The 26,722-nt window shown below is 67.6% G+C and carries 20 protein-coding genes; 13 read left to right on the top strand and 7 right to left on the bottom strand.

From position 1 onward, the window contains the following. Positions 1 to 7: 7 nt before the first annotated feature. The 4 genes from RCO27_RS09800 (at position 8) to RCO27_RS09785 (ending at position 3,597) form a co-directional block, all read left to right on the top strand. Positions 8 to 829: a sulfite exporter TauE/SafE family protein gene (locus RCO27_RS09800; RefSeq protein ID WP_309002493.1), complete on the top strand. Its 822-nt coding sequence runs from the start codon at positions 8 to 10 to the stop codon at positions 827 to 829. Between the two features lie 31 nt (positions 830 to 860). Next, positions 861 to 2,147 carry an aromatic ring-hydroxylating dioxygenase subunit alpha gene (locus RCO27_RS09795; RefSeq protein ID WP_309002492.1) on the top strand — a complete coding sequence of 429 codons (1,287 nt, stop codon included), beginning with the start codon at positions 861 to 863 and terminating at the stop codon, positions 2,145 to 2,147. Then, on the top strand, positions 2,147 to 2,908 hold the full coding sequence (locus RCO27_RS09790) for an FCD domain-containing protein (RefSeq protein WP_309002491.1): 762 nt from the start codon (positions 2,147 to 2,149) through the stop codon (positions 2,906 to 2,908). Before RCO27_RS09795 ends, RCO27_RS09790 begins: the two co-directional genes overlap by 1 nt. Positions 2,909 to 3,060: 152 nt before the next feature. After that, positions 3,061 to 3,597: a MarR family transcriptional regulator gene (locus RCO27_RS09785; RefSeq protein ID WP_309002490.1), complete on the top strand. Its 537-nt coding sequence runs from the start codon at positions 3,061 to 3,063 to the stop codon at positions 3,595 to 3,597. A 187-nt stretch (positions 3,598 to 3,784) separates the two neighbouring features. Here RCO27_RS09785 and gtdA read toward each other — a convergent pair whose 3' ends face one another. After that, complete coding sequence (gene gtdA, locus RCO27_RS09780) at positions 3,785 to 4,840, bottom strand: gentisate 1,2-dioxygenase (protein ID WP_309002489.1); 1,056 nt, start codon at positions 4,838 to 4,840, stop codon at positions 3,785 to 3,787. Between the two features lie 7 nt (positions 4,841 to 4,847). Continuing rightward, positions 4,848 to 6,029, bottom strand: a complete 1,182-nt coding sequence (locus RCO27_RS09775; RefSeq protein ID WP_309002488.1) for an amino acid aminotransferase — start codon at positions 6,027 to 6,029, stop codon at positions 4,848 to 4,850. 147 nt (positions 6,030 to 6,176) lie between these two features. On the opposite strand from RCO27_RS09775, the gene RCO27_RS09770 reads away from it, so the two are divergent. Beyond that, positions 6,177 to 7,424 carry an MFS transporter gene (locus tag RCO27_RS09770; RefSeq protein ID WP_309002487.1) on the top strand — a complete coding sequence of 416 codons (1,248 nt, stop codon included), beginning with the start codon at positions 6,177 to 6,179 and terminating at the stop codon, positions 7,422 to 7,424. Here the strand turns inward: RCO27_RS09770 and RCO27_RS09765 are convergent. Next, complete coding sequence (locus RCO27_RS09765; RefSeq protein ID WP_309002486.1) at positions 7,421 to 8,446, bottom strand: succinylglutamate desuccinylase/aspartoacylase family protein; 1,026 nt, start codon at positions 8,444 to 8,446, stop codon at positions 7,421 to 7,423. The two genes, RCO27_RS09770 and RCO27_RS09765, sit on opposite strands and share 4 nt — an antisense overlap. Beyond that, positions 8,439 to 9,773, bottom strand: coding sequence for an MFS transporter (locus RCO27_RS09760; RefSeq protein ID WP_309002485.1), 1,335 nt, complete (start codon positions 9,771 to 9,773; stop codon positions 8,439 to 8,441). Before RCO27_RS09760 ends, RCO27_RS09765 begins: the two co-directional genes overlap by 8 nt. Positions 9,774 to 9,983: 210 nt before the next feature. Here RCO27_RS09760 and RCO27_RS09755 point away from each other — a divergent pair, with 210 nt between their 5' ends. Together RCO27_RS09755 and RCO27_RS09750 are read left to right on the top strand one after the other, a co-directional pair. After that, complete coding sequence (locus tag RCO27_RS09755) at positions 9,984 to 11,000, top strand: helix-turn-helix domain-containing protein (RefSeq protein WP_309002484.1); 1,017 nt, start codon at positions 9,984 to 9,986, stop codon at positions 10,998 to 11,000. Positions 11,001 to 11,117: 117 nt separating this feature from the next. After that, a complete protein-coding gene (locus tag RCO27_RS09750; protein ID WP_309002483.1) occupies positions 11,118 to 11,933 on the top strand; it encodes a DJ-1/PfpI family protein in 816 nt (271 codons plus the stop codon). 7 nt (positions 11,934 to 11,940) lie between these two features. Here the strand turns inward: RCO27_RS09750 and RCO27_RS09745 are convergent, their stop codons facing one another. The 3 genes from RCO27_RS09745 to RCO27_RS09735 are packed head-to-tail and all read right to left on the bottom strand — an operon-like array spanning position 11,941 to position 16,576. Beyond that, a complete protein-coding gene (locus RCO27_RS09745) occupies positions 11,941 to 13,656 on the bottom strand; it encodes a DUF885 family protein (protein WP_309002482.1) in 1,716 nt (571 codons plus the stop codon). A 29-nt stretch (positions 13,657 to 13,685) separates the two neighbouring features. Continuing rightward, positions 13,686 to 14,855: a pyridoxal phosphate-dependent aminotransferase gene (locus RCO27_RS09740; RefSeq protein ID WP_309002481.1), complete on the bottom strand. Its 1,170-nt coding sequence runs from the start codon at positions 14,853 to 14,855 to the stop codon at positions 13,686 to 13,688. A 23-nt stretch (positions 14,856 to 14,878) separates the two neighbouring features. Beyond that, complete coding sequence (locus RCO27_RS09735; protein ID WP_309002480.1) at positions 14,879 to 16,576, bottom strand: DUF885 family protein; 1,698 nt, start codon at positions 16,574 to 16,576, stop codon at positions 14,879 to 14,881. Between the two features lie 476 nt (positions 16,577 to 17,052). Between RCO27_RS09735 and RCO27_RS09730 the strand changes: the two genes are divergently transcribed. The 6 genes from RCO27_RS09730 (at position 17,053) to RCO27_RS09705 (ending at position 26,720) form a co-directional block, all read left to right on the top strand. Beyond that, entirely contained in the window at positions 17,053 to 19,920 is a 2,868-nt protein-coding gene (locus RCO27_RS09730; RefSeq protein ID WP_309002479.1) for a TonB-dependent receptor domain-containing protein, read from the top strand. Positions 19,921 to 19,970: 50 nt separating this feature from the next. Next, complete coding sequence (locus RCO27_RS09725) at positions 19,971 to 22,220, top strand: prolyl oligopeptidase family serine peptidase (RefSeq protein ID WP_309002478.1); 2,250 nt, start codon at positions 19,971 to 19,973, stop codon at positions 22,218 to 22,220. Continuing rightward, positions 22,221 to 23,897, top strand: coding sequence for a DUF885 family protein (locus RCO27_RS09720; protein WP_309002477.1), 1,677 nt, complete (start codon positions 22,221 to 22,223; stop codon positions 23,895 to 23,897). Continuing rightward, entirely contained in the window at positions 23,894 to 24,373 is a 480-nt protein-coding gene (locus RCO27_RS09715; RefSeq protein WP_309002476.1) for a DUF3830 family protein, read from the top strand. Before RCO27_RS09720 ends, RCO27_RS09715 begins: the two co-directional genes overlap by 4 nt. A 6-nt stretch (positions 24,374 to 24,379) precedes the next feature. Beyond that, on the top strand, positions 24,380 to 25,270 hold the full coding sequence (locus RCO27_RS09710; RefSeq protein ID WP_309002475.1) for a hypothetical protein: 891 nt from the start codon (positions 24,380 to 24,382) through the stop codon (positions 25,268 to 25,270). A 148-nt stretch (positions 25,271 to 25,418) separates the two neighbouring features. Further along, entirely contained in the window at positions 25,419 to 26,720 is a 1,302-nt protein-coding gene (locus RCO27_RS09705) for an FAD-dependent oxidoreductase (RefSeq protein WP_309002474.1), read from the top strand. Positions 26,721 to 26,722: the final 2 nt, after the last annotated feature.

Raw genomic sequence — 26,722 nt, 5'->3', positions numbered from 1 at the left:
CAGCGGGATGGAGCAGACGACCTTTCTGGTCCTGATGGCCCTCGCCCTCGTCGGCACCGGCGTGGTGGCGGGCATATTGGCGGGCCTGCTCGGGGTCGGTGGCGGCATCGTGATGGTGCCGGTGCTCTATTACGTCTTCGGCGTGTTCGACGTCGATCAGGACGTGCGCATCCATATGGCGGTCGGCACCTCGCTCGCCGCGATGATCCCGACCTCGATCCGCTCGGCCCTCGCGCACCGGCGCAAGGGCGCGGTCGACATGGAGCTGTTCCGGTCCTGGCTGCCCGCCATCCTGATCGGCGCGATCGCCGGCAGCGTGCTCGCGCCGCACGCGAGCAGCGAGGTGCTGCGCGCGGTCTTCGCCGGCTTCGCCTTGCTCGTCGCGGTCAACATGATCGTCGGTAACGAGCGCTTCAAACTGGGATCGGAGCTGCCGCGGCGCATCTGGCAACGGATTTCCGCGACCCTGATCGGCGGCATTTCGGTCATGATGGGGATCGGCGGCGGGACCTTCACCGTCCCCTATCTCTCGCTGTTCGGCTATCCGATCCACCGCGCGGTCGCGACCGCGGCCAATATCGGCGTGCTCATCGCCATTCCGGGCGCGATCGGCTTCTGCCTCGGCGGCATCGGGGTCGACGAGCGGCCGGTCTGGTCGCTGGGCTATGCCAGCCTGCTCGGCTTCGCGCTGATCGTGCCGGCGACCGTCATCGCCACGCCCTGGGGCGTCGCGCTGGCCCACAAGCTCAATCCCAAGTGGCTGCGGCTGGCCTTCGCCCTGTTCCTGGCGATCACCGGCCTGCGCATGGCCTGGAGTCTGATTTCATGATGGATGCCCAAGTGAACGAGGAGTTTCAGACATGCTGAGCGCGGAGAGCAACCACCGCCTCACCCGCACCGGCGCCGACACCGACATGGGACAGCTGCTGCGCCGCTACTGGATGCCGATCGCCGCCGTGTCGGAATTCGACGACCAGTCGATCCGGCCGGTCCGGCTGATGGGTGAGGACCTCGTTCTCTACAAGGACAAGAGCGGCACGTTCGGCCTGGTCGACCGGCAATGCCCGCATCGCCGCGCCGACCTCGCCTACGGCTTCGTCGAGCAATGCGGCCTCAGGTGCAACTATCATGGCTGGCTCTACGACGCCGACGGCCGCTGCCTCGAGCAGCCCTATGAGGACGTGGCCAATCCGCGCGCGCGCTTCCGCGACAAGATCCGGATCAAGTCCTATCCGGTCGAGACCAGGGGCGGGCTGGTCTGGGCCTATCTCGGGCCGCAGCCGGCGCCTCTGGTGCCGGACTGGGAGCCGTTCAGCTGGCAGAACGGCTTCGTCCAGATCGCGTTCGCGGAAGTTCCCTGCAACTGGCTGCAGTGCCAGGAGAATTCGATCGACCCCGTGCATTTCGAATGGATGCACATGAACTGGGGCCGGCGCCTGCGCGACGAGGAGTCCGAGCATGGCCCGAAGCATCTCAAGGTCGCGTTCGACGAGTTCGACTATGGCCTCGTCTACCGCCGCCAGCGCGAGGATACGGACGAGGCGCACAAGATGTGGACGGTCGGGCGGGTGTGCCTGTGGCCGAACTGCTTCTTCCTCGGCGACCATTTCGAATGGCGCGTGCCGATCGACGACGAGCGCACGCTCAGCGTCTCCTGGCTCTTCTTCCGCGTGCCCAACGAGCAGGAGCCCTATGTGCAGGACAAGATCCCGGCCTGGCGCAGCGACATCAAGGACCCCGAGACCGGCCGCTGGATATCGAGCCATGTGATGAACCAGGATTTCATCGCCTGGGTCGGGCAGGGGACGGTCGCCGATCGCACAAGGGAACATCTCGGGCAAAGCGACATGGGCGTCGTCAAGCTGCGCCAGCGCTTCATGAGCGATTTGAAGCTGGTGGCCGCGGGCGAGGATCCCAAGGCGGTGATCCGCGATCCCGAGCAGAATCAGCGTATCGCGCTCCCCGTCGCCGACCGCGACCTGTTCGAGAAGGGCGTGCCGCTCGCGCAGTACGAGAAGCTGCCGATGTACGGGAAGCATCTCCACACCTTCCCGTTTCAGGCCGGCCAGCCGCCGGAAGTCTGGGCGGCCTTCCGCGAGGCGATGGGCCTGCCGGTGGTGCCGCCCGCGCCGGTGGAGATCGCCTGATGGACGCGCAGCCCGCCCGCGACGAGGCCCTCCCGCTCCCCCGCCCGCGCGGCGACGGCGCGACCACCTTGTCCGAGCGCATCGTCGCCGAAGTGAAGGCGGCCCTGTTCGACCGTAGGATCGGGCCCGGCGACCATCTCGGCAGCGAGGCGACGATCGCGCAGCGCTTCGGCGTTTCCCGCATGGCCGCGCGCGACGCAATACGCGCGCTGGTGGCGCAGGGGATCGCCACGGTCCGCAAGGGGCCGTCCGGGGGTGTGCGGATCGCGACAGGCGATCCGGACCGGTTCGCGGAATCGCTGGCGGTGCAGCTCCGCCTGCTCGGCGTCGAGCTTTCCGATCTCATCGAGGCCCAGATCGCCGCCGAGGCGGCAACCGCCGAGCTTGCCGCCCAGCGTGCGTCGGAGGACGAGGTCGAGGGGCTGCGCGCAATCCTCCTGCATGCGGCGGATCATGTCGACGATCCCGCACGCTTCATGGAGGAGATCGTCGCCTTCCACACCGGCCTCGCCCGCGCGGCCGGGAACGTCGTGCTCGCCACGTTCCTCCAGGGCGTGCTCCGCGTGCTCATCGATACCTACGGGCGCAACACGACCGCCGAGCGCGCGCAGAGCGTCCTCAGGTCCTACCAGGCGGTGATCGACGCCGTCTGGCGGCACGATGGCGAGGCGGCACGGGTCCTCATGCGCACCCATCTGGGGCAAGCCTATGCGAGCCTCGCGGCCGCCGGCGCCCTCGCCCGGACCCGATCGGCACAGTGAAGGCAGACGTCTGACGCCCCTTTGCGCGGCTCCCAAGTGCAGCTAGAAACCCGGGAAGGCCGACGTTTCGGCGAGGCGGGCCGGCGGCGGGGGCGTTCGCCGGTCGATGGCCAAAGCCGGAACAGGCACGGATCAACAGCAGGGGACGGTCTTTGACGGGCAAGCGTGACGGGGACACGAAGCGGGGCGAAGGCCTCGATGCGCTCTACAAACGGCCCGGCTTCCTGCTGCGCCGCGCCCATCAGATCAGCGTCTCGCTGTTCATGTCCGAAAGCGCCGAGATCGGCGCAACGACGACCCAATATGGCGTGCTGACCATCCTGCGCCATTGCGAGGGCCTCGATCAGATCGGCCTGTCCAAGAAGGTCGGGCTCGACCGCTCGACCACCGGCCTCGTCGTCAAGAAGCTCGCCGACGACGGCCTCGTCGTCCGGGTCGAGGACCCGCAGGACCGCCGCCGCAAGATCATCGTGCTGACTGCCAAGGGCGAACGCCATCTGGAGAGCCTGCGCGGCCCCGCGGCACGGGCACAGGAGATCGCCCTCTCCGCCTTCACGCCGGACGAGGCGGAGCAGTTCCTGGGCCTGCTCGGCAAGTTCGTCGACAGGTTCAACGACGTGACCCGCGCGCCGATCGTGTCCGAAGAAGCGGGGGACGAGAAACCGAAGCGGCGGGCCGCAGCGAGCTGATCCGCCCAAACGCGATCTTAAGTTGCATCGTCATTGCGAGGAGCGAAGCGACGAAGCAATCAAGGCTGCGTCCGAGTCTGCACTGGATTGCTTCGCTGCTGCGCAGCAGCAGTTTATCCTGAGCGACGCCGCAGGCGGCGTCGAAGGGCTCGCAATGACGAAGTGTTTCCAGCCAAGCTGATCATGCCTAACCGTTCTCTTCGCGGTACAGGCCGAGCTTTTGTTGGCAGGCCTTGTCGGAATAGGCGAAGAGGACGAGGTCGCTGTCCGCGCTCAGCACGACCTCTTTCCACGACGGGATGGCGACGACATCGCGCGGCGCGAGGCCCAGCGTCTCGTCGCCGATCCGCGCCTGTCCGCGGCCTTCGACGACCACCATCACCGTGCCGTCGGTCGATCGGCGGGGCTTCGTCTCGAAGCCGGCGGGGAGCAGGCGGACATGGGCCGAGATGGTCGCCATGATCGCGCCGCCGTCGGCCGGATTGAGGAACTCAAGCGCGTGGCCGAGATGCGGGTCGGGATCGCCCGCGGCCGCAAGCGCGTCGAGCGCCGGCCGCCATTCGGCATAGGGATAGTGGAACAAGGGCTGGTGCGCCGGCCGGCGGTCGGCGCTGCTGCCCTTCAGCGGACGCAGGTTGCGGCCGTAGCGATTCAGGCTGTCGCCCGGCGCGACGGTCGGCGGATGGGCCTCTTCGTCCAGCTTTTCGGCGAAGCTGGCGTCGAAATGGCGCACCGTCGGGATATCGAGCCCGTCGAGCCAGATCATCGGCCGGTCGGTCGGATTGCCATGGTCGTGCCACTGGCCGCCGGGGGTGAGCACCAGATCGAACGGCCGCATGACCGCCTTCTCGCCGTCGACCGCGGTGAAGGCGCCTTCGCCTTCCATCACGAAGCGCAGGGCGCATTGGCTGTGGCGGTGGCAGGGCGCGACCTCGCCGGGCAGGATGAGCTGCAGTCCGGCATAGAGGCTGGTGGTGATCGAGGCCGCGCCCGGCATGCCGGGGTTTTCGAGGATCAGGACGCGCCGCTCCGCCTGCGCCGCGCTGATCAGGTCGCCGGCGCGCAGCAGATAATCGCGCGCCACGTCGTAGCGCCAGCGATGGACCCGCGCCGGCGAGGTCGGCTCCGGCGTGACGAGCGCGGCGAGCACCTCCCACAGCGGTGCCAGGCTCGCCGGCGCCATCTCGGCATAGAGCGCGCCGAGCTGGGTCTGCTGGTCGTTGGAGAGGGCGCCCTGAGCCATGGCCGCCTCAAATGGCCGAGATGGCCGCGGCGACGTGCGCCACGTTGCGCTCGGTAAGCCCGGCGATGTTGATCCGCCCGCCGGTGCCGACATAGACCCGATGTTCGCCGCGCATGCGCTCGACGACATCCTGCGCCAACCCCAACATCGCGAACATCCCCCGCTGACGGGCGATGAAGTCATAATCGCGGGCGTTGCTGCCGGCGAGCTGATCGGACAGGCAGGCGCGCATGCTGTGGATGCGGGCGCGCATGGCGGCGACCTCCGCCTCCCACTGTGCGCGCAAGACGGTGTCGCCGAGAATATGCGCGACCACAGCCGCGCCGTGATCGGGCGGCATCGAATAATTGGCGCGCACGACCGGCAGCAGATGGGCGTGGGCGCGGTCGGCTTCCGCCGGGGTCTTCGCGATCAGGCTGAGCGCGCCGGCGCGGTCGCGGTAGAGCGCGAAATTCTTCGAATAGGAGCTGGCGACGATGATCTCCGGCAGGCGCGACGCGAGCAGGCGGGTGCTCGCCGCATCCGCCTCCAGCCCTTCGCCAAAGCCGAGATAGGCGAGGTCGACCAGCGGCGTCGCCCCGGTCCGCTCCAGCAGGTCCGCAATCGCCGCCCATTGCGCGGGATCGGGATCGGCGCCGGCCGGGTTGTGGCAGCAGCCATGGAGGAGGACAATATCGCCGGGCCCGATGCCGGCCAGCGCCGCCATCATCTCGTCGAAGCGCAGCGTGCCGCTGGCGACGTCGTAATAGGGATAGACGACGACCTGATGGCCGGCGGTGGTGAAGAGCAGGTTGTGATTGGCCCAGGTCGGATCTGGGATGAAGACGCGCGCACCTTCCGGCCGCAGCTTCTTCAGGAAATCGGCCGCGACGCGCAGCGCGCCGGTGCCACCCGGGGTCTGGATGGTGCGGGCGCGCTCGAAAATGTCACTGCCCTCCCCGAACAGAAGGGCGCGGGTCAGGCGATTATAGTCGGGATTGCCGGCCGAGGAGAGGTAGCGCTTGCTCTTCTGGGTTTCGATCAGCCAGGCCTCCGCTGCCTTCACGCTGGCCAGGATCGGCGCCTCGCCGCTCTCGTCCTTGTAGATGCCGATGCCGAGATCGACCTTGTCCGTGGCAGGATCGGCGCTGAAGATCTGGGCGATGCCCAGGATCGGGTCGGGCGGCGGCGGAGCCAAATCGGCGAACATGCGCGGGTCCATTCCTTCTTCGGGGCAGCAGGGGCGCTTTCCCGATTGATATAATCAGACGTCTGATTTATTGCAACGACAAACCCGCTTGCCCGAGACAGGCCGAACCGGCACCGGCAGGCGGACGCGTTGACGGGAGAGCGGCGTATGGCAACGGCCCAGGCGGGTGTCGGCACGGTGGCGGAGGCGCCGGACGATGGCCGCGACGGCTGGTGGAACGTCGCCTGCGCGTTCGTCATGCTGTTCGCCGCGCTCGGCATTCCGGCGATCATGGTGCCGGTGCTCTATGCCCCGATCATCGACGAGACCGGCTGGTCGCGCGGCGACGTCGCCTTGCTCACCACCTTCAAATTCGGTGCGGGCGCGGTCGCCGCCTATCTCACCGGGCCATTGGTCGATCGCTACGGCATCCGCAAGGTGACGATCGCCTGCGCGGTCCTCTCGGGTGCGGCGCTGCTGATGCTGCTCGAGGTACACAGTCTTCCCATGCTCTACCTGATCGGCGTCCTGCTCGGGATCAGCGCGCTTGGCGTGATGACGGCGATGAAGGTGCTGGTCTCGCAATGGTTCACCCGCAATCAGGGCCTCGCCCTCGGCATCGCTCTGACCGGCGTCAGTGCGGCCGGGGTCGTCATCCCCTATAGCACGACCTTGCTGACCGAGGCCTATGGCTGGCGCGTCGCCGGCGCGCTGATGAGTCTCGTCATCTGGTTCGTCGCCATACCGCTGTTCCTGTGGCGTGCGCGCGAACACGCCTCGCAGGGGAATGAGGTCGCCAAACTGGCGGCCGAGGCGGACTATGGCGACGCGCCGGCTTTCAGGGACATCCGCTTCACCCGCTTCTTCCTCGTCGCGGCCTTCGTGAGCGTGCTGATCGGCATGGTCGATCACGGGATGAGCGCCCATCTCGTCATCTTCCTCGACCGCGACGTGCATCTGGGCGCGGAGATCGCCGCGATCGGCTTCTCGGCGATCATGGTGATGAGCAATCTCGGCAAGCTCGGCTTCGGGTGGCTGTTCGATCGGCTCTCGACCCGCGGTATCGGCCTCTGCTGCCTTGCCTTGTCGGCGGGAGTCGCGCTCGCCTTTCCGGTGGCGGGCCTTTCGACTTTCCTGCTCTTCGCCGTGGTCTACGGGCCGACCCAGGGCGGCCTCATGGTCAGCCTTCCGGTCCTCGCCAAGCATTGCTTCGGCCCGCGGGCAATGACCCGGGCGATCGCGGTGCTGTCCACCACCTACATGGTCGGCAGCGCGGCCGGCCCGGCGATTGCCGGCTACCTCTACGATCTCACCGGCTCCTATGCGTGGCCGTTTGGCATCTTCATCGTCTCGATCGCCGTCGCCGGCTTTGCGGCGATGACGCTGCGCCCGGCCTATCGGCCCGCCCGAGCCTAGGCGAACGCGTCCGGCCATGGCGCGCCGGTCTGGAACAGGCAGTCGCCGCGCACGCATTGCGCCAGCGGCCTGACGCACACCACAATCCCCGAACGCGGGAAGGCGAGTTCGACCGGGGCGCGCCAGGGCGTGTCCGGGAAATGGATCAAGGCCGCGGGCTGGCCTGCATCGACCTCGTCGCCGATCCCGGCCAGCGGCTCGAACAGGCCGGCTTCCATCGCATAGAGATAGTCCTCCGGGCCGTTCGCGAGGAACCGGGTCGCGGCCGGCGGTTCGGAGGCGGGCGCGCCGCGCCATACGCCGGTCGCGGTGAGATAGCGGCGCAGCATCGCCTTGGCTGTCGCGACCGAAGCGGGCGTGACATGCGCCCCGCCGCCGATCTCGGCTGCAAACGAGGTGCCGCCTGCAGCCCGGATCACGGCACCGAGATTGCGCCCGCCGGTGACCCCGCCGCCGCGAAAGACCAAAGTGGAGGGCAGGCCGATCGCTTCGATATAAGCGCGCTGCCGATTGCGCGCTTCGAGATCTACTGGCGGCGGGCCGCTGAGCAGGACCGCGTCGTAGGCGAGCGAGGTGCCGCCGGAATGCACGTCGAGACAATGATCGACGCGCGGCGCCAGCACGCTGCTGACGAAATGGGCGATCATCTGCGTCGGTGTGCCGAGCGCATTGCCGGGGAACTCGCGGTTGAGATTGCCACCATCGATCGGCGAGACGCGCGCGCTGGCCATGACGGCGGGGAAGTTGATCGCGGGCAGGATGATCAGCCGGCCAGCCAGATCGTCCGGCGCGACCATGCGGGCAAGGTCCATGAGCGCGATCTGGCCTTCATATTCGTCGCCATGATTGCCGGCGACGAGCAGGACGGTCGGCCCGTCGTCGTTCGCGATCGTCACGATCGGGATCGGGATCCAGCCATAAGCCGAGCGATGGACCGAGTGCGGCAGGCGCAGGAATCCGGTCTGCTTGCCGGGCGCGTCGAGATCGACGTCGCAATGGATCAGGCTGGCCTGCTCAGCCATCGACATGTCCTTCTGTGTCCCGGAGGCGCCGCCGTTCGTGCATCAGCAAGGCGATCACCCCGGATGCGAGCGCGATGAACAGGGCGTAGCAGAGCATCATCGCGGCCACGATCGCGCGCTCGCCGCTGAACCCGGTGGCGGTCAGCGCGAAGATGGTCGGGCCGATCGCGAGACCGAGGAAGTTCTGGACCATGTTGTAGAGCGCGGCGGCCTTGCCGACGAGGTGGCTGGGCGTGATCTCGGTCAGCACGGCCGAGCCCAGGATCTGCACCGTGCTCGCGATCAGCGCCGCCGCCGCATAGGCGATCCACATCGCCTCGACCGAAGGCGCGAGGAAAATCGCCATCGCCGGCAGCATGTGCAGCGCCTGCACGGCGAAGGTGACGTGGAAGATCGCGTCGCGGTTGCCGCGCCGGGTCAGCCGGTCGATCAGGAATCCCAGGCTGATCAGGCCGATCGGCGTGCAGACGAGGCCGATCAGGCCGGCGGTCGCGCCGATCTCGCCGGGGCTGAGGCCCCAGGTGCGGCCGATCCCCGCCGCCATCCATGCGCTCCAGCCGCTATTGGCGAGCGACCACAAGGTCGGGCCGGCAAACAGCAACAGATAGAAGCGCCGTCGCCGGCCCATATGCGCGAACAGGTCGCGGAACGTCGGCCCGCTCGCCCCTCCTCGGGGCGGTCGCGGCGGCTCGCGCAGGGTGAAGGCGAGCAGCGCGAGGACGATTCCGGCCATGCCCGGAATGACGAGTGCGATCTGCCACGGGCGCAAGCCGCCGAGCAGCGGGACGGCATCGAACGCGCCCGCTTCGGCGGCGGCGAACAGCGCACCGCCGATCAGCATGGCGAAGGCGCTGCCGACGAGCGGGCCGATCCCGAAGATGCTGAACGCCCGCGCCCGCCCGTCCGGCGGAAAGCTGTCACGGATGAGCGAGACGGCATTGGGCTGCAGCGCCGCCTCGCCGATGCCGAGTCCGGCGCGGGCCGCGAACAATTGCCAGTAATTGCCGGCGAGCCCGCAGCACATCGACATGCAGGACCACAGGAAGACGGCGCCGCCGATCAGCGACCGGCGCGAATGCCGGTCGGCGGCGTGGCCGAACGGGATGCACGACAGCGAGTAGAGGATCGAGAAGGAGAGGCCGACGAGCAGGCTCACCTGCAGGTCGGTGATGCCGAGATCCCGGCGCAGCGGATCGACGAGCAGCTTCAGGATGTTGCGGTCGAGAAAGGAGAGGATCAGCAGCAGGGTGAGCACGACCACAAGCCAGCCGCGCTGGCCGGGCCGGACTGCATTCCAGGGTCCCTGGGCGATAGGCTCAGGCAGCACAGGGCGGGTCGAGGCGGAAATGCTGACGATGGCGCGACGCTCCGAAGTGACGCGCCAAGCTAGGGCGGCGGGTGCGCCGCTGTCGACGCGGCGGGGCTGCACGGATCGGACCATTGTCCGTGCGGATCGGCCAAGCTGGCCGATTTTAACGGACGAGATTGCGCTCCTTCCGGTCACCGCGCAGATTGGGCGGATGAAAAGGACCGGCGCGTGACCACGTTGGGCCCGCAAGCGACACGGCGGATCGCGATGGTCGCGTTCGACGATGCGGTGCTGCTCAACCTCGCCGGACCGGCCGAGGCGTTCGGCTATGCCAACCGCGAGTTCATCCGTCAGCGCGGCCTCGAAGGCGGACCTCCGCCCTATGAGATCCGGACCTATTCTCCCGCCGGCGGCACGATAAGGACCAACTGCGGCGTCGCGCTCGTCACAGAGGCGTTCCCCGAGCCGGCTGCTATAGACTTTGACACCATCGCGATGATCGGCGGCCTTCACATGCGCGAGCTGGCCACGGACACATCGATCCTCCGCTGGCTCCGCGCCGCCGTGCCGCTCGCGAAGCGGGTCGCTTCGTTCGGCAGCGGCGCCTTTCTCCTCGGCAAGGCCGGCCTTCTCGACGGCCGCCGTTGCGCGGCGCATTGGCGCATCGCGGACGTGCTGGCCGAGGAGGTGCCGGCCGCCCGGGTCGAACCGGGCGCGTTGTTCGTGCGCGACGGCCACTGCCTGACGGCGGCGGGGTCGATCGCCAGCATCGATCTCGCGCTCAGCATGATCGAGGAGGACCACGGCAAATCTCTCGCGCTGACGGTTGCCCGCGTCATGGTGCTGCCGCACATGCGACCGGGCGACCAGCCGCAGGTCAGTGCGGAGCTACGCGCCCAGACGGCGGTGTCGCCACGCGTGCAGAAGGCGGCGGAATGGATTCTCGCGAGCCTCGACCGGCGGCCGACCGTGGCGGCGGTGGCCAGTCGATTCGCCATGAGCGAGCGCAACTTCTCGCGGTCCTTCACGCGCGAGATCGGCATGTCGCCGCAGCGCTTCATCGTCGCCGCACGGCTTGAGGCGGCCCGTCGCTGGCTGACCGGATCGACCCTGCCGATCGAGACGATCGCGCGCCGCGCCGGCTATTCGAGCGGCGAGCATCTGACCCATGCCTTCAGGAAGATGATGGGCACCACGCCTGGCGACTATCGACGCAGCGCAGGCGAGGACGGTGAGCCCGGTTGATCCCACCGGCTGCTTCGATCGGACGAAGCGCTGACTGTTTCGGCCAATCCGGCGGGCGGGGCTTGCCGGGCGACGCACGAATCCGGATGGGCCGCCAGACCTTTCAGGGAGATTGAGATGACGGATTCCATCGATCGTCGCGCGCTGCTGGGAGCGGGCGCCGCGCTCGCTGCGGGGGCGTCATTGCCGGCCGCGGCCCAGTCGTCCCCGCACCGTCATCCGCCGCTGCCTGCGGACGCGCCCAAGGTCGCGTTCCTCATCTATCCGAACATGGTCGCGCTCGACCTCGTCGGGCCGATGACCGTCTTCAAGGTGCTGCGCTGCGACGTCCAGCTGGTGTGGAAGGACAAGGGGCCGGTGCCGACCGACGTCGGCGTGCCGATGGCGGCGACGCAGAGCTTCGCCGAATGCCCGCGCGATCTCGACGTGATCTGCGTGCCGGGCGGCGTCATGGGCACCACCGCCTGCATGGACGATCCCGAGGTCCTGGCCTTCCTCGCCGACCGCGGCGAACGCGCGCGCTGGGTGACCAGCGTGTGCACCGGCAGCCTGCTGCTGGGCGCGGCGGGCCTCCTCAACGGCTATGACGCGACGTCGCACTGGGCGACCACCGATCTGTTGCCGATCCTGGGCGCCCGTCACGTCGACCGCCGGGTAGTGATCGATCGCAACCGTGCGACCGGCGGCGGCGTCACCGCCGGCATCGATTTCGGCCTCACGCTGGCGGCGCAGCTCAAGGACGAGGAGGCCGCCCGGCGCGTCCAGCTCATCCTCGAATATGCGCCCGCGCCGCCCTTCCGCAACGGCACCCCGGCCGAAGCGGGTCCGGAGCGCACGGCGGCGACGCGTTCGGCGCGGCAGGGCATGGATGCCGGCGCCCGCGACGCGGCGATCCGCGCCGGGCACAGGCTGGGCACCTGGCCGAGGGCCTAGCCGGACCTCAATCCCCGCTTGCTGCTGTTGTGCCGGCGTTCCGAAATCCGTCCCGCATCGCCCGAATCTCGTCGTCCCGGCCCGTCATCTCCCAGCGGATGAGCGAGATCGGGAGGGCGCCCGCCGCGCGGAACTGGTCGTGAAAGGCGCGGATGTCGAACCCGTCGCCGAGCTGCATCGAGCGCTCGGCGAGCAGCCGCTCCAGCTCCACCTTGCCGATATAATAGCCGATCCCGTAGCCGGGCTGGCGCAGGTAGAGCTCGATGTCGAACTGCGCGATCGCGTCGCCGGGATGCATCCAGCGTGGCGTGCGGCGGACCAGCGAGGCATTGGCCTCGGCCCAGGTCCATTCGTTCGCCTGCATGCGCAGCTCCGGGAGCACTCGCGCCGCGCGCTTGGCGCCGAGGATATAGTCGATCTCGCGCGTGCGCGGGCGATCCTCGAGCAAGCCTGCCTGCAGGATCATCTCCTCGAGATAGAAGGCCCAGCCTTCGTTGCGCAGCCCGTCGACGAAGAACAGGCGGCGCTGGCCGCGGATCGGCCGGGCGTCGCGCTCCGCCTGGAGCTGGTCGAAGGCGTGGCCGGGCAGGTTGTGGGCGCGCAGTGGCAGGCCGTCGCGGAACTCGGTCTGGAAGAAGAAATGGACGCCCTCGGGATTCTCGAACAGGCCGGGGCGGCTCGGATCGCGCTCCGCCGGCAGGATGTAGGGCCCTTCCTCGGGATCGTGCCGGACATAGTCGGGGATCGTCACCCATTCGCCGTCGCGCAGGAACGCGAGCAGGCTGTCGTCCTCCCGCGCGCGCTTGGCGTCGAATTCGGTGCGGGTGCGCACCATCGGCAGCTCGGGCAGGCCGCGGTTGCGGTGCTCCTCGATGCGCAGGAACGCGATCATGCGCTGATATTCGCGCTCGCCGATCGTCTCGATCTCGCGCGAGGTATAGGGGAGCAGCAGGACGTGACGCAGATACCAGTCGTAATTCTCGCGCCCGACGCCGGCATGGGCGGGAAGCGACGCCTCGATGCCTTCCAGCCAGGCGAGGAAGGCAGCCGCCGCATCGCGGGCCCTGAGCGCCGGTGCGACGAGCTCGGGATGATGCGTGCGCGCATCCTCGGCGAGCCGGGTGAAGACGTTGACCTCGATCCGCTTCTGCTGGATCGCGAGGCGCGCGAGATCGCCGCGCGGATCGGTGAGGTTGGCGCGGGCCTGGCGCAGCGCCTCGGGCACCGCGTTCAGCCGCACGGCGAGCGGCGCCACCTGATCGGCGCGGATGGGCAGTGCCGGGATGTTGAACGCGCCGTGCATCTTGGGCCCGAAGCCGAGATTGGTGGTGCTGTAGAAGGCCGGGTCCCGCCGCCACGGCTGGACGACCCGGTGCTGGAATTCCAGCCCGCGCATCTCGGCGAGAACCAGCATGTAATCGACCCGGTCGGGGACCGGCCAGGCGCTGTCGTCGATCGCGCGCAGCCGCGTCATGAAGCGCTGCAGCCCGGTATATTGGGCCGCCATCGCCGCCGGAGAATAGTCAGGAACGCCATCGCGCATCGCCGGCGGCACGAAGGCGCGGAACTCCCGGTAGAGCGAGACGAGCGCCTGATGGCCCGCCGGCACCGGCTGGTTCGTCGCGGGTGTCGCTGCGGGAGGCTGCGCCGCCTGGAGCGGAATGCCGTTCACCGGGAACAACAGCGCGAGCATCGCCGCGGGAAGCCGAGCCTTGCCGATCATGTTCACCCCTCCTGCTGCCGCTTGGTGTTCTAGAGACGATTGAAGAATCGGCCGAGCCGTTCCATCGCCTCGGTCACCCGCGCCTCGGATTCCGAGCCGAAGCAGATGCGCAGATGCCCTTCGCCCCCGGGTCCATAGAACGACCCGGCCTCGGTGACGACATGGGCCTCGGTCAGAATCGCCGTGGCGAGGTCCGCCGAGCTGCGGCCGGTGCCGCGTATGTCGGGGAAGGCGTAGATCGATCCCTCGGGCGCGCGGCAGGTGACGCCCGGCATCTGGTTCAATGCGCGCACGACGACGTCGCGCTTGCGCCGGTCCGCATCGACCATCGCCTGCATCGGCTCCTGCGGTCCGGTGACCGCCGCCAGCGCGCCTTCCTGGGCGAAGACGTTCACATGGGTGACGTCGGTCATGACGATGCGCAGGATCGCCGGGATGAGCGTCGCGTCCGCAGCGAGGTAGCCGACCCGCCAGCCGTCCATCGAATAGGCCTTGGTGAAGGCGAAGCAGGTGATCGTCCGCTCGCGCATCCCCGGCAGGCTGGCGATGCTGACATGCTTCGCCTTGTCGTAGGTGATATATTCGTAGACCTCGTCCGACAGGACGAGGAGGTCGTGCGCGATGGCGAGGTCCGCGATGTGCTGGAGCTCCTCGCGCGCATAGACCCGCCCGGTCGGGTTGGCGGGGTTGACCAGCACGATCATGCGGCTCCGCGGCGTGATCTTCGCCGCGATCGCCGCCTTCGAGATGGCGAAATTGTTTTCCGCGTCGAGCGGCGCGGTGACGGCGCGGCCGCCCGCGAGCTCGATCTTGCCGACATGCTGGGGATAATAGGGATCGAGCAGGATCACCTCGTCGCCGGGATCGATCGCCGCCATGAATGCGGCGAACGAGGCGTGGGTGAGGCCGTTGGTGACGAGGATCTCGTCGATGCCGTAGTCGAGCCGGTTGAAGTCGCGGAGCTTCCCGGCCAGCGCCTCGCGAAAGCCGCGGGTGCCGCGGAAGTCGCCATAGTGGACGATGCCGGCGTCGAGCGCCGCTTTCGTCGCCTCCTTGATGTGTCGGGGCGTATCGGCGTGCGGACGGCCGAACTCGAGATGGATGAGGTCGAGGCCCTGTGATTCCAGGGCCAGCGCCTGCTCGTACATGCCGAAGCTCTTCTTCGAGCTGTCCTTCAGCCGCTGTGCAGGCCATTTCATAGGTTGCATCTCCGAAAGATCGGTCAGTCGCGGGTGAGCGCCGAGAGCGGCTGGTGGGCCCAGAAGCGGCTGATCTCGTCGTCATGGCCGGTGAGGTCGTAGCGCAGCAGAGAGACCGGCAGCCGCCCGGTGTTCATCAGATAGTCGTGGAAATCCCTGAGCACGAAGCTTTCGCCGAGCTGGCGGCGGCGGTCGATGAGCAGCTGCTGAAGCTGCATCATGCCGATCGTGTAGGTCATGCCGTAGCCCGGCGGCCGGCGCAGATAGATGCCGGCATCCACCCGGGCGACATTGTCGTCGAGATAGGGCGTCCATTCCTTCCAGAAGTTCATCACCTGCGCGACGTTCATCTCGTTACGCTGCATCCTAACGTCGCCGATCGTGCGGGCGGCGCGGAACAGGCCGAAGATGTAGATAAGTTCGCGGGTACGCGGCCGTTCGTCGAACAGGCCCAGCTGCAATGCGGATTCCTCCAGATAGAAGCCCCAGCCCTCGGTGCGTCCGCTGTCCGAGATATGGGCGCGGATCGGGTGCTGGACGCGGCGTCCGGCGTGGCCGTCGAAGCGGTGGCCGGGGAAGGTCGCGTGGAGATGGTCGGGCGAGGCGTCGCGGAACTGGACCTGTTCCCAGAACATCGGGCCGTTCGGGCGGACGATCCATGGCGCGTTGAAGCCCATCTCCTGATAGGTGCGCGGCATGTAGTCGGGGACGGTGAGGATCTCCTCCTCGACCAGCCAGCGGCGGATCATCGCATCGGTGCTGGCGAGCTGCGCCTCATATTCCTCGCCGGAGCGCGCGATCTGGAGCTCGGGCAGGTTGCGGTTGCGATGCCGCTCGGTCGTGTAGAAGGCCCAGAGGCGATCGAGCTCGCGCCGGGCGAGCACGACGATCTCGTCCGAGGTATAGGGCATCAGCCGGACGTTGGTCAGGAACCAGTCATAGGCCACGTGCCCGACCCCCGCCTGCGCGGTCATCCGCGGTCGGCTGGCGGTCAGCCACTGGCGGAACGCGCCGATCGCCCGCTCGGCCGCCCGGATGTCGGCAACCAGCTCCGGTTGCTGCCGCTCGGCCCGGCCGCGCAGATCGGCGAACCAGCCGATCAGACCGGCGGGCTCGACCGCGCGATAGGGCATGCCGTGGCCGACGCCGTCGCCGTTCGAGAGGCTGTGGAGGGCAAGATCGGCATAGTCGCCGGCGACCGAATCGAGATTGATCCGGGCCTGGTCGAGAGAGGCGGGGATGCGCTGGAGGCGCGCGCGAAAGGCGGCGAGCTCGGCGCCCTGGAGCGGCAGTTCGGTATAGGCGAGGCGCTGGAGCGCATCGATGTACATGCCGGGATCGCGCGCCCAGGGCTTGGTGACGTTGAGGGTGAAGTCCTCGAGGTCCATCTGTGCGCGGACCGCGAGCCAGTCGACCTGGCGGTGCCGATCCCACCCGGCCACCGCGAAGCCCGGCAGTCGCGCCTGAAACGCCCTGAGCTGCTCCCGACGCCGCTCGACCGCCACGGGACTGTAGTCGACGACGCCGTCGGCCGGCCGCTCGGTGCGCCAGACATGGAATTCGGTGAACAGGGCGACGAACTCGTCATAGCTGCCCGGCCCGTTCGGCGGCCCGGCCGGCTGCTGCGATGCCTGTGTAGGCGCCTCGGCCAAGGCGGCGCCTGGAACAAGCGCCGTGCAACCCAATGCCAGAGCGACGAACCATCCTGACCGCTTCCCCATTCCCACTCTCCCTGTTCCTCCGCGCGAATCGCTCGGCTCCTGCGCGCTCCGTCCTCGCTCCCCACAGGATAACCTTCCTGGCAGATAGACTTTAGGCACGATTCATATGATTTTGCACATTGTTTGAGTTTGTCGCGCAGGTCAATCGGGTGATTCGGGGCACAGTCTGCGGCCGCCTTTCGACGGTCGAGCCAATCTGGGTTCGTGCATCCGGATGAGCCCACGGGCAGGATCGCGATCGCGAGACCGCCTCTGCGGCATGACGGGGTCTTGCCCATTCGTTGTCCAGCAACCGAAATCACATGAGAATCAATGAAGTGATGCTTGGGATGGCGGCACCTGCGCAAACCAATTCCCTGAGATACGTCAATTTTTCACTTTTGTGTCGAACCCGCTTGATCCGGCTTTCCAATTATGCTCAAAATCACACGTATCTTCACTCAAAATGAAATGTTGCGACGGGAGGGAGCATGAGCATGGAACGGAACCGGGCTTTGGCGAGACTGAAGACTCTGCAGGGCGGCTCCGCCATTCTCCTCGCGGCATTGGCCGCCCATCCCGCCTTCGCGCAATCCGCCGATGAGTCGGTCGCCGCCGAAACGGCGATCGCTTCCGGGGGTGAGGAGGAATCGATCGTCATCACCGGCTCTCGCATCCCGCGGCCGGACGTGGTCTCCAACAGTCCGGTCAACGTCATCGGCGAAGAGGAGATCCGGCTCACCGCTGCGAACGAGACCGAGCAGATTCTGAACTCGATGCCGCAATTCGTCGCCGGCTTCGGCTCGCAGTCGAACAATCCGGGCAACGGCACCGCGACCGTCAACCTGCGCAATCTCGGCACGGTGCGCACGTTGGTGCTGATGAACGGTCGCCGCGTCGTCGGCTCGGGCGAGGACGGCGTCGTCGACATCAATCTGATCCCGCCGGCGCTGATCAGCCGGGTCGACGTCGTGACCGGCGGTGCCTCGGCAGTCTACGGATCGGATGCGATGGCCGGCGTCGTCAACTTCGTCATGAAGGACGATTTCGAAGGGCTGGAAATCGGCGCCCAGGCCGGCATCTCGAGCCGGGGCGACGCGGCCCGCTACAATTTCGACCTCACCGTCGGTGGCAATTTCGCCGACGGCCGCGGCAACATCGTTTTCTACGCCAACTATTTCGATCGCGCTCAGGTGTTCGCGTCGGCGCGTGACCATGCCTCCCTGTTCCTGGTCGATGCGGTGCAGAACGGTGTCGGCGTGCTGGTCCCCGGCGGCAACGCGGTGACGCCGCAGGGCACGATCTTCTCGCCCTCGCTGGTCGGGCGGCGCGACCAGTTCGGCAATGTGATCGGCACGCAAGGCATCTTCTTCGCGCCGGAGGGCTGGCGCGCCTACCGGACGAGCGACGGCTTCAATGACCGGCCGTACAACAATCTGCAGCTGCCGCTGGAGCGCATCCAGGGCGCGGTGCTCGGCCGCTTCGACGTCGCCGAAGACGTCACCCTCTTCTGGGAAGGCACCTATGCACGCTCCCGGGTGAACTCGACCCTGGGCGCGCTGCCGATGAGCAGCTCCGGTTTCATTCCCGGTTTCCAGCTCGATCTGCGCAATCCCTATCTGCCCGCTTCGCTGCGCGATTTCCTCAGCACCAATCTCGATCCGGATGGCAACGGGCTGGTGCCGCTGAACATCAACCGGCGGGTGCTGGAATCCGGCCCGCGCACCAGCGATCAGACGCGCGACTTCTGGCGCGCCGTCGTGGGCCTGAGAGGTGGCCTCACCGACCGGCTGAACTGGGAAGTGTTCTTCAATCATGGCGAGAACGACCTGACCGACGAGCAGGGCGGCGGCGTTCTGATCGACCGCTTCGCGGCGATGTTCCTCACCGATCCGACCGATCCCACCCGCTGCGCGAATCGCGATCCGCAGTGTGTCGTCATCAATCCGTTCGGCCTCAACACGCTGACGCCGGAGATGGTCGCCTATTACAATGTCGATCTCGTCAACCAGACGCGCGTCCGCCAGACCCAGATCGGCGGCACGATCACCGGCTCGCTCTTCACCCTGCCGGCCGGCGATGTCGGCATCTCGATCGGCGCCGAATATCGGCGCGAATCCGCGCGCTTCCAGCCCGACCAGCTCTACGTGCTCGGCGACGCGATCTCGCGTTCGGCCGGCCTGCAGCCGACCGGCGGCAGCTACAACGTGAAGGAGGTGTTCGGCGAGATCTACGTTCCGATCCTCGCGAACCGGCCCGGCGTCGAGCTGCTCGCCTTCGAGGGCGGCGTTCGCTACTCCGATTACTCGACCGCCGGCTCCGTCGTGTCGTACAAGATGGGCGGGGAATATTCGCCCTTCCGCGGCCTCAAGTTCCGCGGCCTCTACCAGCGGGCGGTGCGCGCGCCGAACATCACCGAGCTCTATTCGGGCGCGACCAACACGGCGCCGCTCGCCACCGATTTCTGCAACGCGACACCGACCCGCACCGCCGCGGAACGCGCCTTCTGCCTGGAGCTCGGCGTGCCGGCGAGCATCATCGACGTGTTCCAGCAGGAGAACGTCCAGATCCGCGCCATCACCGGCGGCAACCCCGATCTCCAGGAGGAGACCTCCGACACCTGGTCGGTCGGTGCGGTGATCCGTCCGGACTTCGTGCCGAACCTGCAGATCACCGTCGACTATTACAACATCAAGATCAGCGACGCGATCGCGGTGTTTGGCGGCGGCCTCCAGCCGACGATCAACGCCTGCCGTGCGAACCTCTCGCTCAGCAACCCGTTCTGCGCGCCGCTTCGCACCCGCACGCCCGACGGCCAGCTTCAGGACGTGCCGCTGCTCAACCAGAATATCGCGGAGATCACCGCGTCCGGCATCGATTTCCGGCTCGACTACCGGCACAATATCGGCCGCTACGGCAGCCTCGCCTACTTCCTCGCCGGTGCCTATCTCTTCGAGAACGAGACGACGAGCAGCCCGGTCCTCAATCCGATCGATTGCGCGGGCTATATCGGCGGCGGCAGCTGCGGCAGCGCCAATCCGCACTGGCGGTTCACCCAGCGCCTGACCTGGAGCATCGACGACTACGAGCTGTCGCTGCGCCACCGCTTCATCGGCTCGGCCAAGGACGGTCGCATCGCCGCGGCGATCTCGACCGGCTCGGCGCCGCCCTTGCTCGCCGTGCCGTCGACGCCGGACATCCACTATTTCGATCTCAGCGTCAGCGTCCGGGTCAGCGAGCGGTTCCGCTTCTACGGCACGATCGACAATCTGTTCGATCGCGACCCGCCGTTCCAGCTGTTCGAACGGCAGACCTATGACGCGATCGGCCGCCGCTTCACGGTCGGCTTCACGGCGAACTTCTGAGGATGCGTATGGATCGACAGCCGCGAGGCGGTGCCACAAGATACTGAGCGATGACGACGCACCGCCTCCTCGTACGCGCTTTCGCCGCGTTCCTGCTGTGCCTCGGCCTGCAATTCCCTGGCCATGCCGAGGCGCAGAGCGCCGGGGCGCCAAACCACGCCCCGGCGCGCGGGACAGCGACGGTGCCCGGGACGAGCCTGTCGATCGACGAGCTCTACCAGTATCGCAGCCTCGTCGGCACGACGCCGGAAGGTTCCAGCTGGTCTCCCGACGGCCGCCGCGTCCTCTTCCTGTGGAATGACGAGGGCTACAGCTTCCGCGACATCTGGGTTCACGAGGTCGGGCGCAGCGGGCGGACTCGGCTGACCATGCTCGGCCGCGACGCCCGGCCGGAGAGCGAGCAGCGCGGCATCGCCGAGGCGATGTTCCTCGATCGCGGTCGGATCGCCTTCGTTCTCGACGGCAAGCTCCACATCCGCGAGGCGGATGGCACGGTCGCCCAGGTCGAGACGGACAAGCGCGCCATCCGCCGGCTGGCGGTGTCGCCGGACGGGCGGACGCTGACCTTCCTCTCCGGCAATCCGGTCGATCCGCGCAACCGCGTGACGCTGGGCGGTATCCTCTGGGCGCGGGACGTCGGCACTCGCGGCGACGCGGCTGCCCGCCGCATCGTCGGCGACGACGATCCCAAGGTCTACGTCTCGGGCTACCACTGGTCGGACGACAGCCGCGCGATCGTCTTCGAGCAGTCGGACGATCGGGCGATGCCCGAGCGCGACATCTACTACTACGCGCATGGCGAATTGCAGAACAACCGCGTCATCCGCGCCTTCCCGGGCGACGAGACCACCCGCGCGCGGATCGGCGTCGTCGACCCCGCCTCGCTCCGGACCCGCTTCTTCGAGCGGCCCGACGACAAGCATCACATCTGGGGCTTCGGGCTGTCGCACGACGGACGCCGGCTGTTCGTCAACAGCTCGGACATGGAGGTCAAGGAACATACGGTCTACGTCTTCGACGTTGCGACGGGCGCGCGCGAGACCTTCTACCAGGAGCGCGACCCCCGCCACATCCGGCCGGACTGGCAGGTTGCATGGGCGCCTGGCGACCGCGGCCTCATCATCCTCACGGATCGTGACGGCTATCTCCATCTCTACCATCAGGAGACCGCCCAAAGCGCGCCGCGCCAGATCACGCACGGCGAATGGGAGATCGAATTCTTCGAGGTCGATGCGCGCAACAACCGGCTCTATTTCGTCGCCAATGAATCCTATCTCCCCGAACGGCAGCTCTATCGCGTGGCGCTGGCGGGCGGCACGATCGAGCGGGTGAGCCCGGAGACGCCCGGCACCCACGCGCCAATCTGGTCGCCGGATTTTCGCCATGTCGCGAGCTCTTTCACCAACGACACAACGCCGCCCGAGCTGTTCCTGATCGACCTCGATCGTCCCCGCCGCGCGACGCAGGTGACGCGCTCGCCCCAGCCGGACTTCTACCGCCAGACCTGGGCCAATATCGGCTATGTCGAGTTCCCGAGCCATGTCGACGGCACCCGGCTGATCGGCCGCCTCAGCCTGCCGGCCAATTACGATCCGTCGCGGCGCTATCCGCTGATCGTCGGCTCGATCTATTCCGATGCGGTCCGCAACCAGTGGGGCGGGCGGCGCGCCCACCCGACCTGGGGCCTCGACCAGTATTTCGTCGCCCAGGGCTATATCGTCCTCAACGTCAACATCCGCGGCAGCTGGGGACAGGGGCGCGCCCATACGCACGGCCAGCTGAACAGCTATGGCGAGACCGACATCAACGATCTCGAGAGCGGCGTGCGCTATCTGGTCGCGGAAGGCTATGTCGATCCGGCCCGGGTCGGCATCTGGGGGTCGAGCTATGGCGGCCTGATGACGATCATGTCGCTCGCCAAGAAGCCCGGCGTCTATGCCGCCGGCATCGCCGGCGCGCCCGCGACCAACGTCTGGCATGCCTATCCGTCGCAGATGTGGATCATGGGTCCGCCCGACGGACCGGACATGCCCGGCCGCTACGAGGCGCAGTCGCCACTCTACCAGGTTCAGGGCATGCGCGATCCGCTGATGATCATTCACGGCACGCGCGATCCGGTGGTGCTCTATTCGGATACGGTCGCGCTCACCGAGCGGATGATCGCCAACAACCAGAGGTTCGAACTGGTGACGCTGCCCGGCGCCAACCACGCCTGGGCGAGCGACAATCTCCCGCAGACCCGTTTCGCGTTCAAGACGATGGTCGAGTTCTTCAACCGTCACCTCAGGCCCGAGCGGTAGATGCTGCTGACGCTCCTGCGCCTGATCCTCGTCTGCGGCCTGCTCGCGGCAGCCACGGCAACGCCCGCGCAGCCGGTGCAGGATCTCGGCGCCGAATTCTGGCAGTGGCGCGCCCGTACCCAGCCCAATACCAGCGACGACATTCCCCGGATCGTCCGGCCGGACGGCTGGACGCCGGACTGGTCGGCGGAGGCGGTGCGGGCACGGCAGGCGCAAATCGCCACGTTCGAGGCGCGCTGGCGGGCTTTGGGCGAGACGCCGCAGAGTGTCAGCGAGCGGATCGACTATCGTCTCGTCGGCTCGGCGCTGGCGCGCGTGCGCTGGGAGCTCGATCACGTCGCCGCCTGGCGCCGTCAGCCGCAATTCTACGTCGATCAGGCGCTGATCCCGATCTTCGAGGCATTGCTGCCGCCGCCCCCGGTCGAGCGGGCACGGATCGAGACGGTCATCCGCCTGCTGGAACGGATTCCGGCGACTCTCGCAGCCGGCGAGGCCAATCTCGACGACATGCGCGGCCCCTTTGTCGATGTCGCAATAAGCGGCCTCAGCCGAATCCCTGACAGTCTGAATGGTATGGCGGCCGGCCTTCAGTCCTTCGTGACGCGCAGCCAGGACCGGCGCATGCGCACAGCGATTGCACGGGCGCTGGCCGCGTTCGACGGCTATCGGACCTTCCTCAACAGTCGCCGGCAGGGCCTGTCGCAGGAGACCGCGGTCGGCCGCGACAGCTACCGCTTCTTCCTCGAACGGGTCGCGCTCTATCCCTACACGCCCGAGCAGCTGCTGATCATGGGCCGGCAGGAATGGGCGCGCACCGTCCAGTTCCAGGAGCTGGAGGGCAATCGCAACCGCGGCGCGCCCGAGCTGCCGATCGGGCCGTCGATCGAGGCCGTGATCGCCCGGCTCGATGCGGACGAACTACGGGTCCGCGCTTTTCTCGGCACACACAATCTGCTCACCGTGCCGGACTGGGCGGGACATTACAATGCGATGGCCTTTCCGGCCTATCTCGCGCCGATCGGCTGGCTCGGGCGGACCTTCGATCTCACCAGCCAGGCGCGGGTGGGCCAGAACGCGACCGTCTACCTGCCCGAGCCGTCGCCGTCGCTCGGCTTCTTCAACCTCTCGATCACCCGCGATCCGCGCCCGATCATCGTCCATGAGGGCGTGCCGGGCCATTTCCTGCAGCTGACGATGAGCTGGCGGCACCCCAATCCGCTTCGCCGCCATTATTACGACAGCGCCGCCAACGAGGGCACCGGCTTCTATGCCGAGGAGATGATGCTTCAGGCCGGGCTGTTCGACGATTCCCCGCGCACCCGCGAGATCATCTACAGCTTCGCAAGACTCCGGGCGCTGCGCGTCGAGGTCGACGTCAAGCTGGCATTGGGCGCGTTCACCATAGGCCAGGCAGCCGACTATCTCGAAGCGGCGGTGCCGATGGACCGCGCCACGGCCGAGGAGGAAGCGGTCTTCTTCGCCGCCGCGCCGGGTCAGGCGATCAGCTACCAGATCGGCAAGCTCCAGACCCTGGACTTCCTCGCCGAGGCGCGGACCCGGCTCGGCGACCGGTTCAACCTGCGGCATTTCCACGACTATCTCTGGCAGAACGGCAACATGCCGATCGCGCTCCAGAAGGAGGAGTATCTCTCCATGGCGGCAGGAGCGAATCGATGACCCATATCCGCTTCGTCGAGCCACAATCGGGCCTCTCTGCTCGTTGCCTCCTGCTTGAGGACCAGGCGCCGGCCTCCTCCGCCTTCCTGCGCGAGCTGGCGGCACGGCGGGCGAGCTTCGAGGCGATACACGCGATGTGGACCGGCCCGGAAATCTCCGTGCCGATGCCGGCCGGCCTGCTGCCCGCCGACATGCCCCGCCCGCCGATTCCGGAGGAGAGTGCGACTTCCTATCCGGGCGTCGGCGACATCGTCCTTGCCTATCTTCCGGCCGGCAGCGTGGCTGACCTCCCGCCCGGCGACTTCTACGACATCGGCCTGTTCTACGGCCCGGGTGGACGGCTGCTGATGCCGTTCGGCTGGATCAAGGCCAACGTCTGCGCGCGCATCGTCGCGGAGGATCTCGACAGGGCGCAGGCCGACATGAAGACGATCCGCCGCAACGGCGCCTGCACCATCACCATCGAGGAAGCCTGAGGCGCCATGCAATATTCCGACCTGATGGCGCTGATGGGAGACTGGCTGTTGCCGGGCTCGCTGGTCTGCGTGATGCTGTCGATGGGCCTGTCGCTCGTCGCCGACGATTTCCGGCAGGTGTTCCGCAACAAGCGGGCGCTGATCATCGGCCTCTGCTCGATGCTGATCGTGCCGCCGCTGCTCGGCCTCGTCATCGCCTTCACCCTGGCGCCGACGCCGGCGCTCGCGGTCGGCTTCATCCTCTTGGCGACGACCCCGAGCGGCATGCTCTCCAACCTGTTCACCGATATGGCGAAGGGCGATCTCGCTTTGTCCATGTCGATGACGCTGCTGCTCAGCATGATCTACGTCGTCGTCGTCCCCTTCTACGCCCATTTCGCGATCCTGCATTTCATGGGGCTGGAGGCGGATGTCGAGGTGCCGCTCGCCTCCTTTTTCTGGGACATCTTCTCGATCACCGTGCTGCCCGCCGGCACCGGCTTCATCATCCGCGCGCTGCGCCCCGAATTCGCGCTGTGGATCAAGGGTCATATCAAGCGCGCCGCGACGATCGTGCTGTTCACCTCGTTCGGCTTCATCCTGTTCGACCAGATCCCGGTGCTGCGCCAGAATCTCGGCGCTTTGTTCTGGATCACGGTCGGCCTCAACGTCGCGATGGTCGCGATCGTGATGACGCTCATCCGCTTCGCCGGTCTCAGGCGGCGCGAGAATATCGCGATCGGCATCGAGCATCTCATGCGCCAGGAGGGGACGGCGATCTTCATCGCCGTCTCCATCGTCGGCAACAACGAGATGTCGCTGCCGATGATCATGAACACGCCGGTGGCGCTCGTCGTCGTCCTGGCCTTCGTCGCGATCGCGCGGCGAAGACCGGAGACGGCCGCCGCGCCGGCCTAGGTGTAACGCGTCCGCTCCGGTTGGCGGGCGCCAGGGGACAGTCGAGTTCGATGACATTGCAGTTATTCCCGGCTCTCGGAGGGGTGCGTTTTCCCTCCGGCACGGCATCCTCGCCCTTCGAACCCGCCATCCGACGGGGACGGGCCTGATGCTCGCGAGCACCGGCCCTGTCGCGGATCCCGCCGATCCGTCCGCCACCTTGTGGCAGGCGACGGCGCCGGCCGCCCCGAAGCTGGCGGCGCTCGACGGCAATGCCGAGACCGACGTGCTGGTCATCGGCGGCGGCATCGCCGGCCTTTCGACCGCGCTGCACCTCGCCGAGCGGGGCGTCGATGTGCTCCTCGTCGAGGCGGCGCAGCTGGGCAGCGGCGCGACCGGCCAGAGCGGTGGCCTGATCGCGCCGGACTATATCCGCCACAGCCCGGCCAGCATCGGCCATGCGCTGGGCAACAACGAGGCGGGCGAGCGGATGACCCGGCTGGTCGGGGAGGCTGCGCAGCGCTGCTTCGATCTCATCGCGCACCACGGCATCGACTGCGACGCCCGGCAGGACGGTTTCTACACGCCGGTCCATACGCACCGGCTCGCCGCCGCCCAGCGGGATACCGCCGAACAGTGGCGGGCGCGGGGCTTCGACGTCTCGGTCATTGACGGCGCCGAAACCCAGCGCCGGCTCGGGTCACGCGCTTATTGCGGGGCCTTGCGCTTCGGTCAGGGCGGCTGGCTCAATCCGCTGGCCTATGCCCGCGGGCTGGCGCGCGCCGCCGTCACGGCCGGCGCGCGGATTCATGTCGAGACGCCTGTCGCCGACCTCGCCCGCATCGGCGACCGATGGCATGCCCGGACCCCGGCCGGGTTGATCGGCGCGCGCCGTATCGTCCTTGCCGCGAACGGCGGCAATGCCGGGCTCCATCCGGCAATGCGCCACGCGGCACTGCCACTTCACGTCTACGAGTTCGCGACGGCGCCGCTTGTGCCGGATTTGCGTGCCCGCGTACTGCCGGAGGGCGGGGCGTTTACCGACAAGTCGCCCTATATCTTCTCGGCGCGCTACGACGGCGCCGGTCGCCTGATCTCGGCCTTCCCGAAGACCTTCGTGGTGCGCGGCGCGCAGGCCCGCCGCAACGAGGCGAAGCGGCGGCTCGTGCGCTATTTCAAGGGATTCGAGACGGTCGAGATCGAAAGCGTCTGGGAGGGCGTCGCCTGGATCAATGCCTCCTTCCTTCCGGAAATCTATGATCTCGGCGACGGTGCGCTGGCGATCCAGGCCTGCAATGGCCGCGGCATCTCGCTCAACAGCGCGATCGGCGTCGAACTCGCCGGGGCACTGGCGACCAATGATCTTGGGACCATGTCAGTCCAGCCGCGTAAGCCCAAACCGTTCCCGTTTTTCCGGGCGGCGGCACGGCTGCCCAAGGCGATGATGACCCTGGCCTATCTCTCGGACTGAGG

Origin of the sequence: Sphingosinicella sp. LHD-64 (assembly GCF_031157375.1) — a bacterium.
Lineage (GTDB): Bacteria > Pseudomonadota > Alphaproteobacteria > Sphingomonadales > Sphingomonadaceae > Allosphingosinicella.
This window is presented reverse-complemented; position numbering and strand designations above follow the sequence as displayed.

Coding starts and splice junctions, on each gene's coding strand:
- RCO27_RS09800 (WP_309002493.1), top strand. CDS start 8: ATGGAGCAGACGACCTTTCTGGTCCTGATGGCCCTCGCCCTCGTCGGC.
- RCO27_RS09795 (WP_309002492.1), top strand. CDS start 861: ATGCTGAGCGCGGAGAGCAACCACCGCCTCACCCGCACCGGCGCCGAC.
- RCO27_RS09790 (WP_309002491.1), top strand. CDS start 2,147: ATGGACGCGCAGCCCGCCCGCGACGAGGCCCTCCCGCTCCCCCGCCCG.
- gtdA (WP_309002489.1), bottom strand. CDS start 4,840: ATGGCTCAGGGCGCCCTCTCCAACGACCAGCAGACCCAGCTCGGCGCG.
- RCO27_RS09775 (WP_309002488.1), bottom strand. CDS start 6,029: ATGTTCGCCGATTTGGCTCCGCCGCCGCCCGACCCGATCCTGGGCATC.
- RCO27_RS09770 (WP_309002487.1), top strand. CDS start 6,177: ATGGCAACGGCCCAGGCGGGTGTCGGCACGGTGGCGGAGGCGCCGGAC.
- RCO27_RS09765 (WP_309002486.1), bottom strand. CDS start 8,446: ATGGCTGAGCAGGCCAGCCTGATCCATTGCGACGTCGATCTCGACGCG.
- RCO27_RS09750 (WP_309002483.1), top strand. CDS start 11,118: ATGACGGATTCCATCGATCGTCGCGCGCTGCTGGGAGCGGGCGCCGCG.
- RCO27_RS09745 (WP_309002482.1), bottom strand. CDS start 13,656: ATGATCGGCAAGGCTCGGCTTCCCGCGGCGATGCTCGCGCTGTTGTTC.
- RCO27_RS09740 (WP_309002481.1), bottom strand. CDS start 14,855: ATGAAATGGCCTGCACAGCGGCTGAAGGACAGCTCGAAGAAGAGCTTC.
- RCO27_RS09735 (WP_309002480.1), bottom strand. CDS start 16,576: ATGGGGAAGCGGTCAGGATGGTTCGTCGCTCTGGCATTGGGTTGCACG.
- RCO27_RS09730 (WP_309002479.1), top strand. CDS start 17,053: ATGGAACGGAACCGGGCTTTGGCGAGACTGAAGACTCTGCAGGGCGGC.
- RCO27_RS09725 (WP_309002478.1), top strand. CDS start 19,971: ATGACGACGCACCGCCTCCTCGTACGCGCTTTCGCCGCGTTCCTGCTG.
- RCO27_RS09720 (WP_309002477.1), top strand. CDS start 22,221: ATGCTGCTGACGCTCCTGCGCCTGATCCTCGTCTGCGGCCTGCTCGCG.
- RCO27_RS09715 (WP_309002476.1), top strand. CDS start 23,894: ATGACCCATATCCGCTTCGTCGAGCCACAATCGGGCCTCTCTGCTCGT.
- RCO27_RS09710 (WP_309002475.1), top strand. CDS start 24,380: ATGCAATATTCCGACCTGATGGCGCTGATGGGAGACTGGCTGTTGCCG.
- RCO27_RS09705 (WP_309002474.1), top strand. CDS start 25,419: ATGCTCGCGAGCACCGGCCCTGTCGCGGATCCCGCCGATCCGTCCGCC.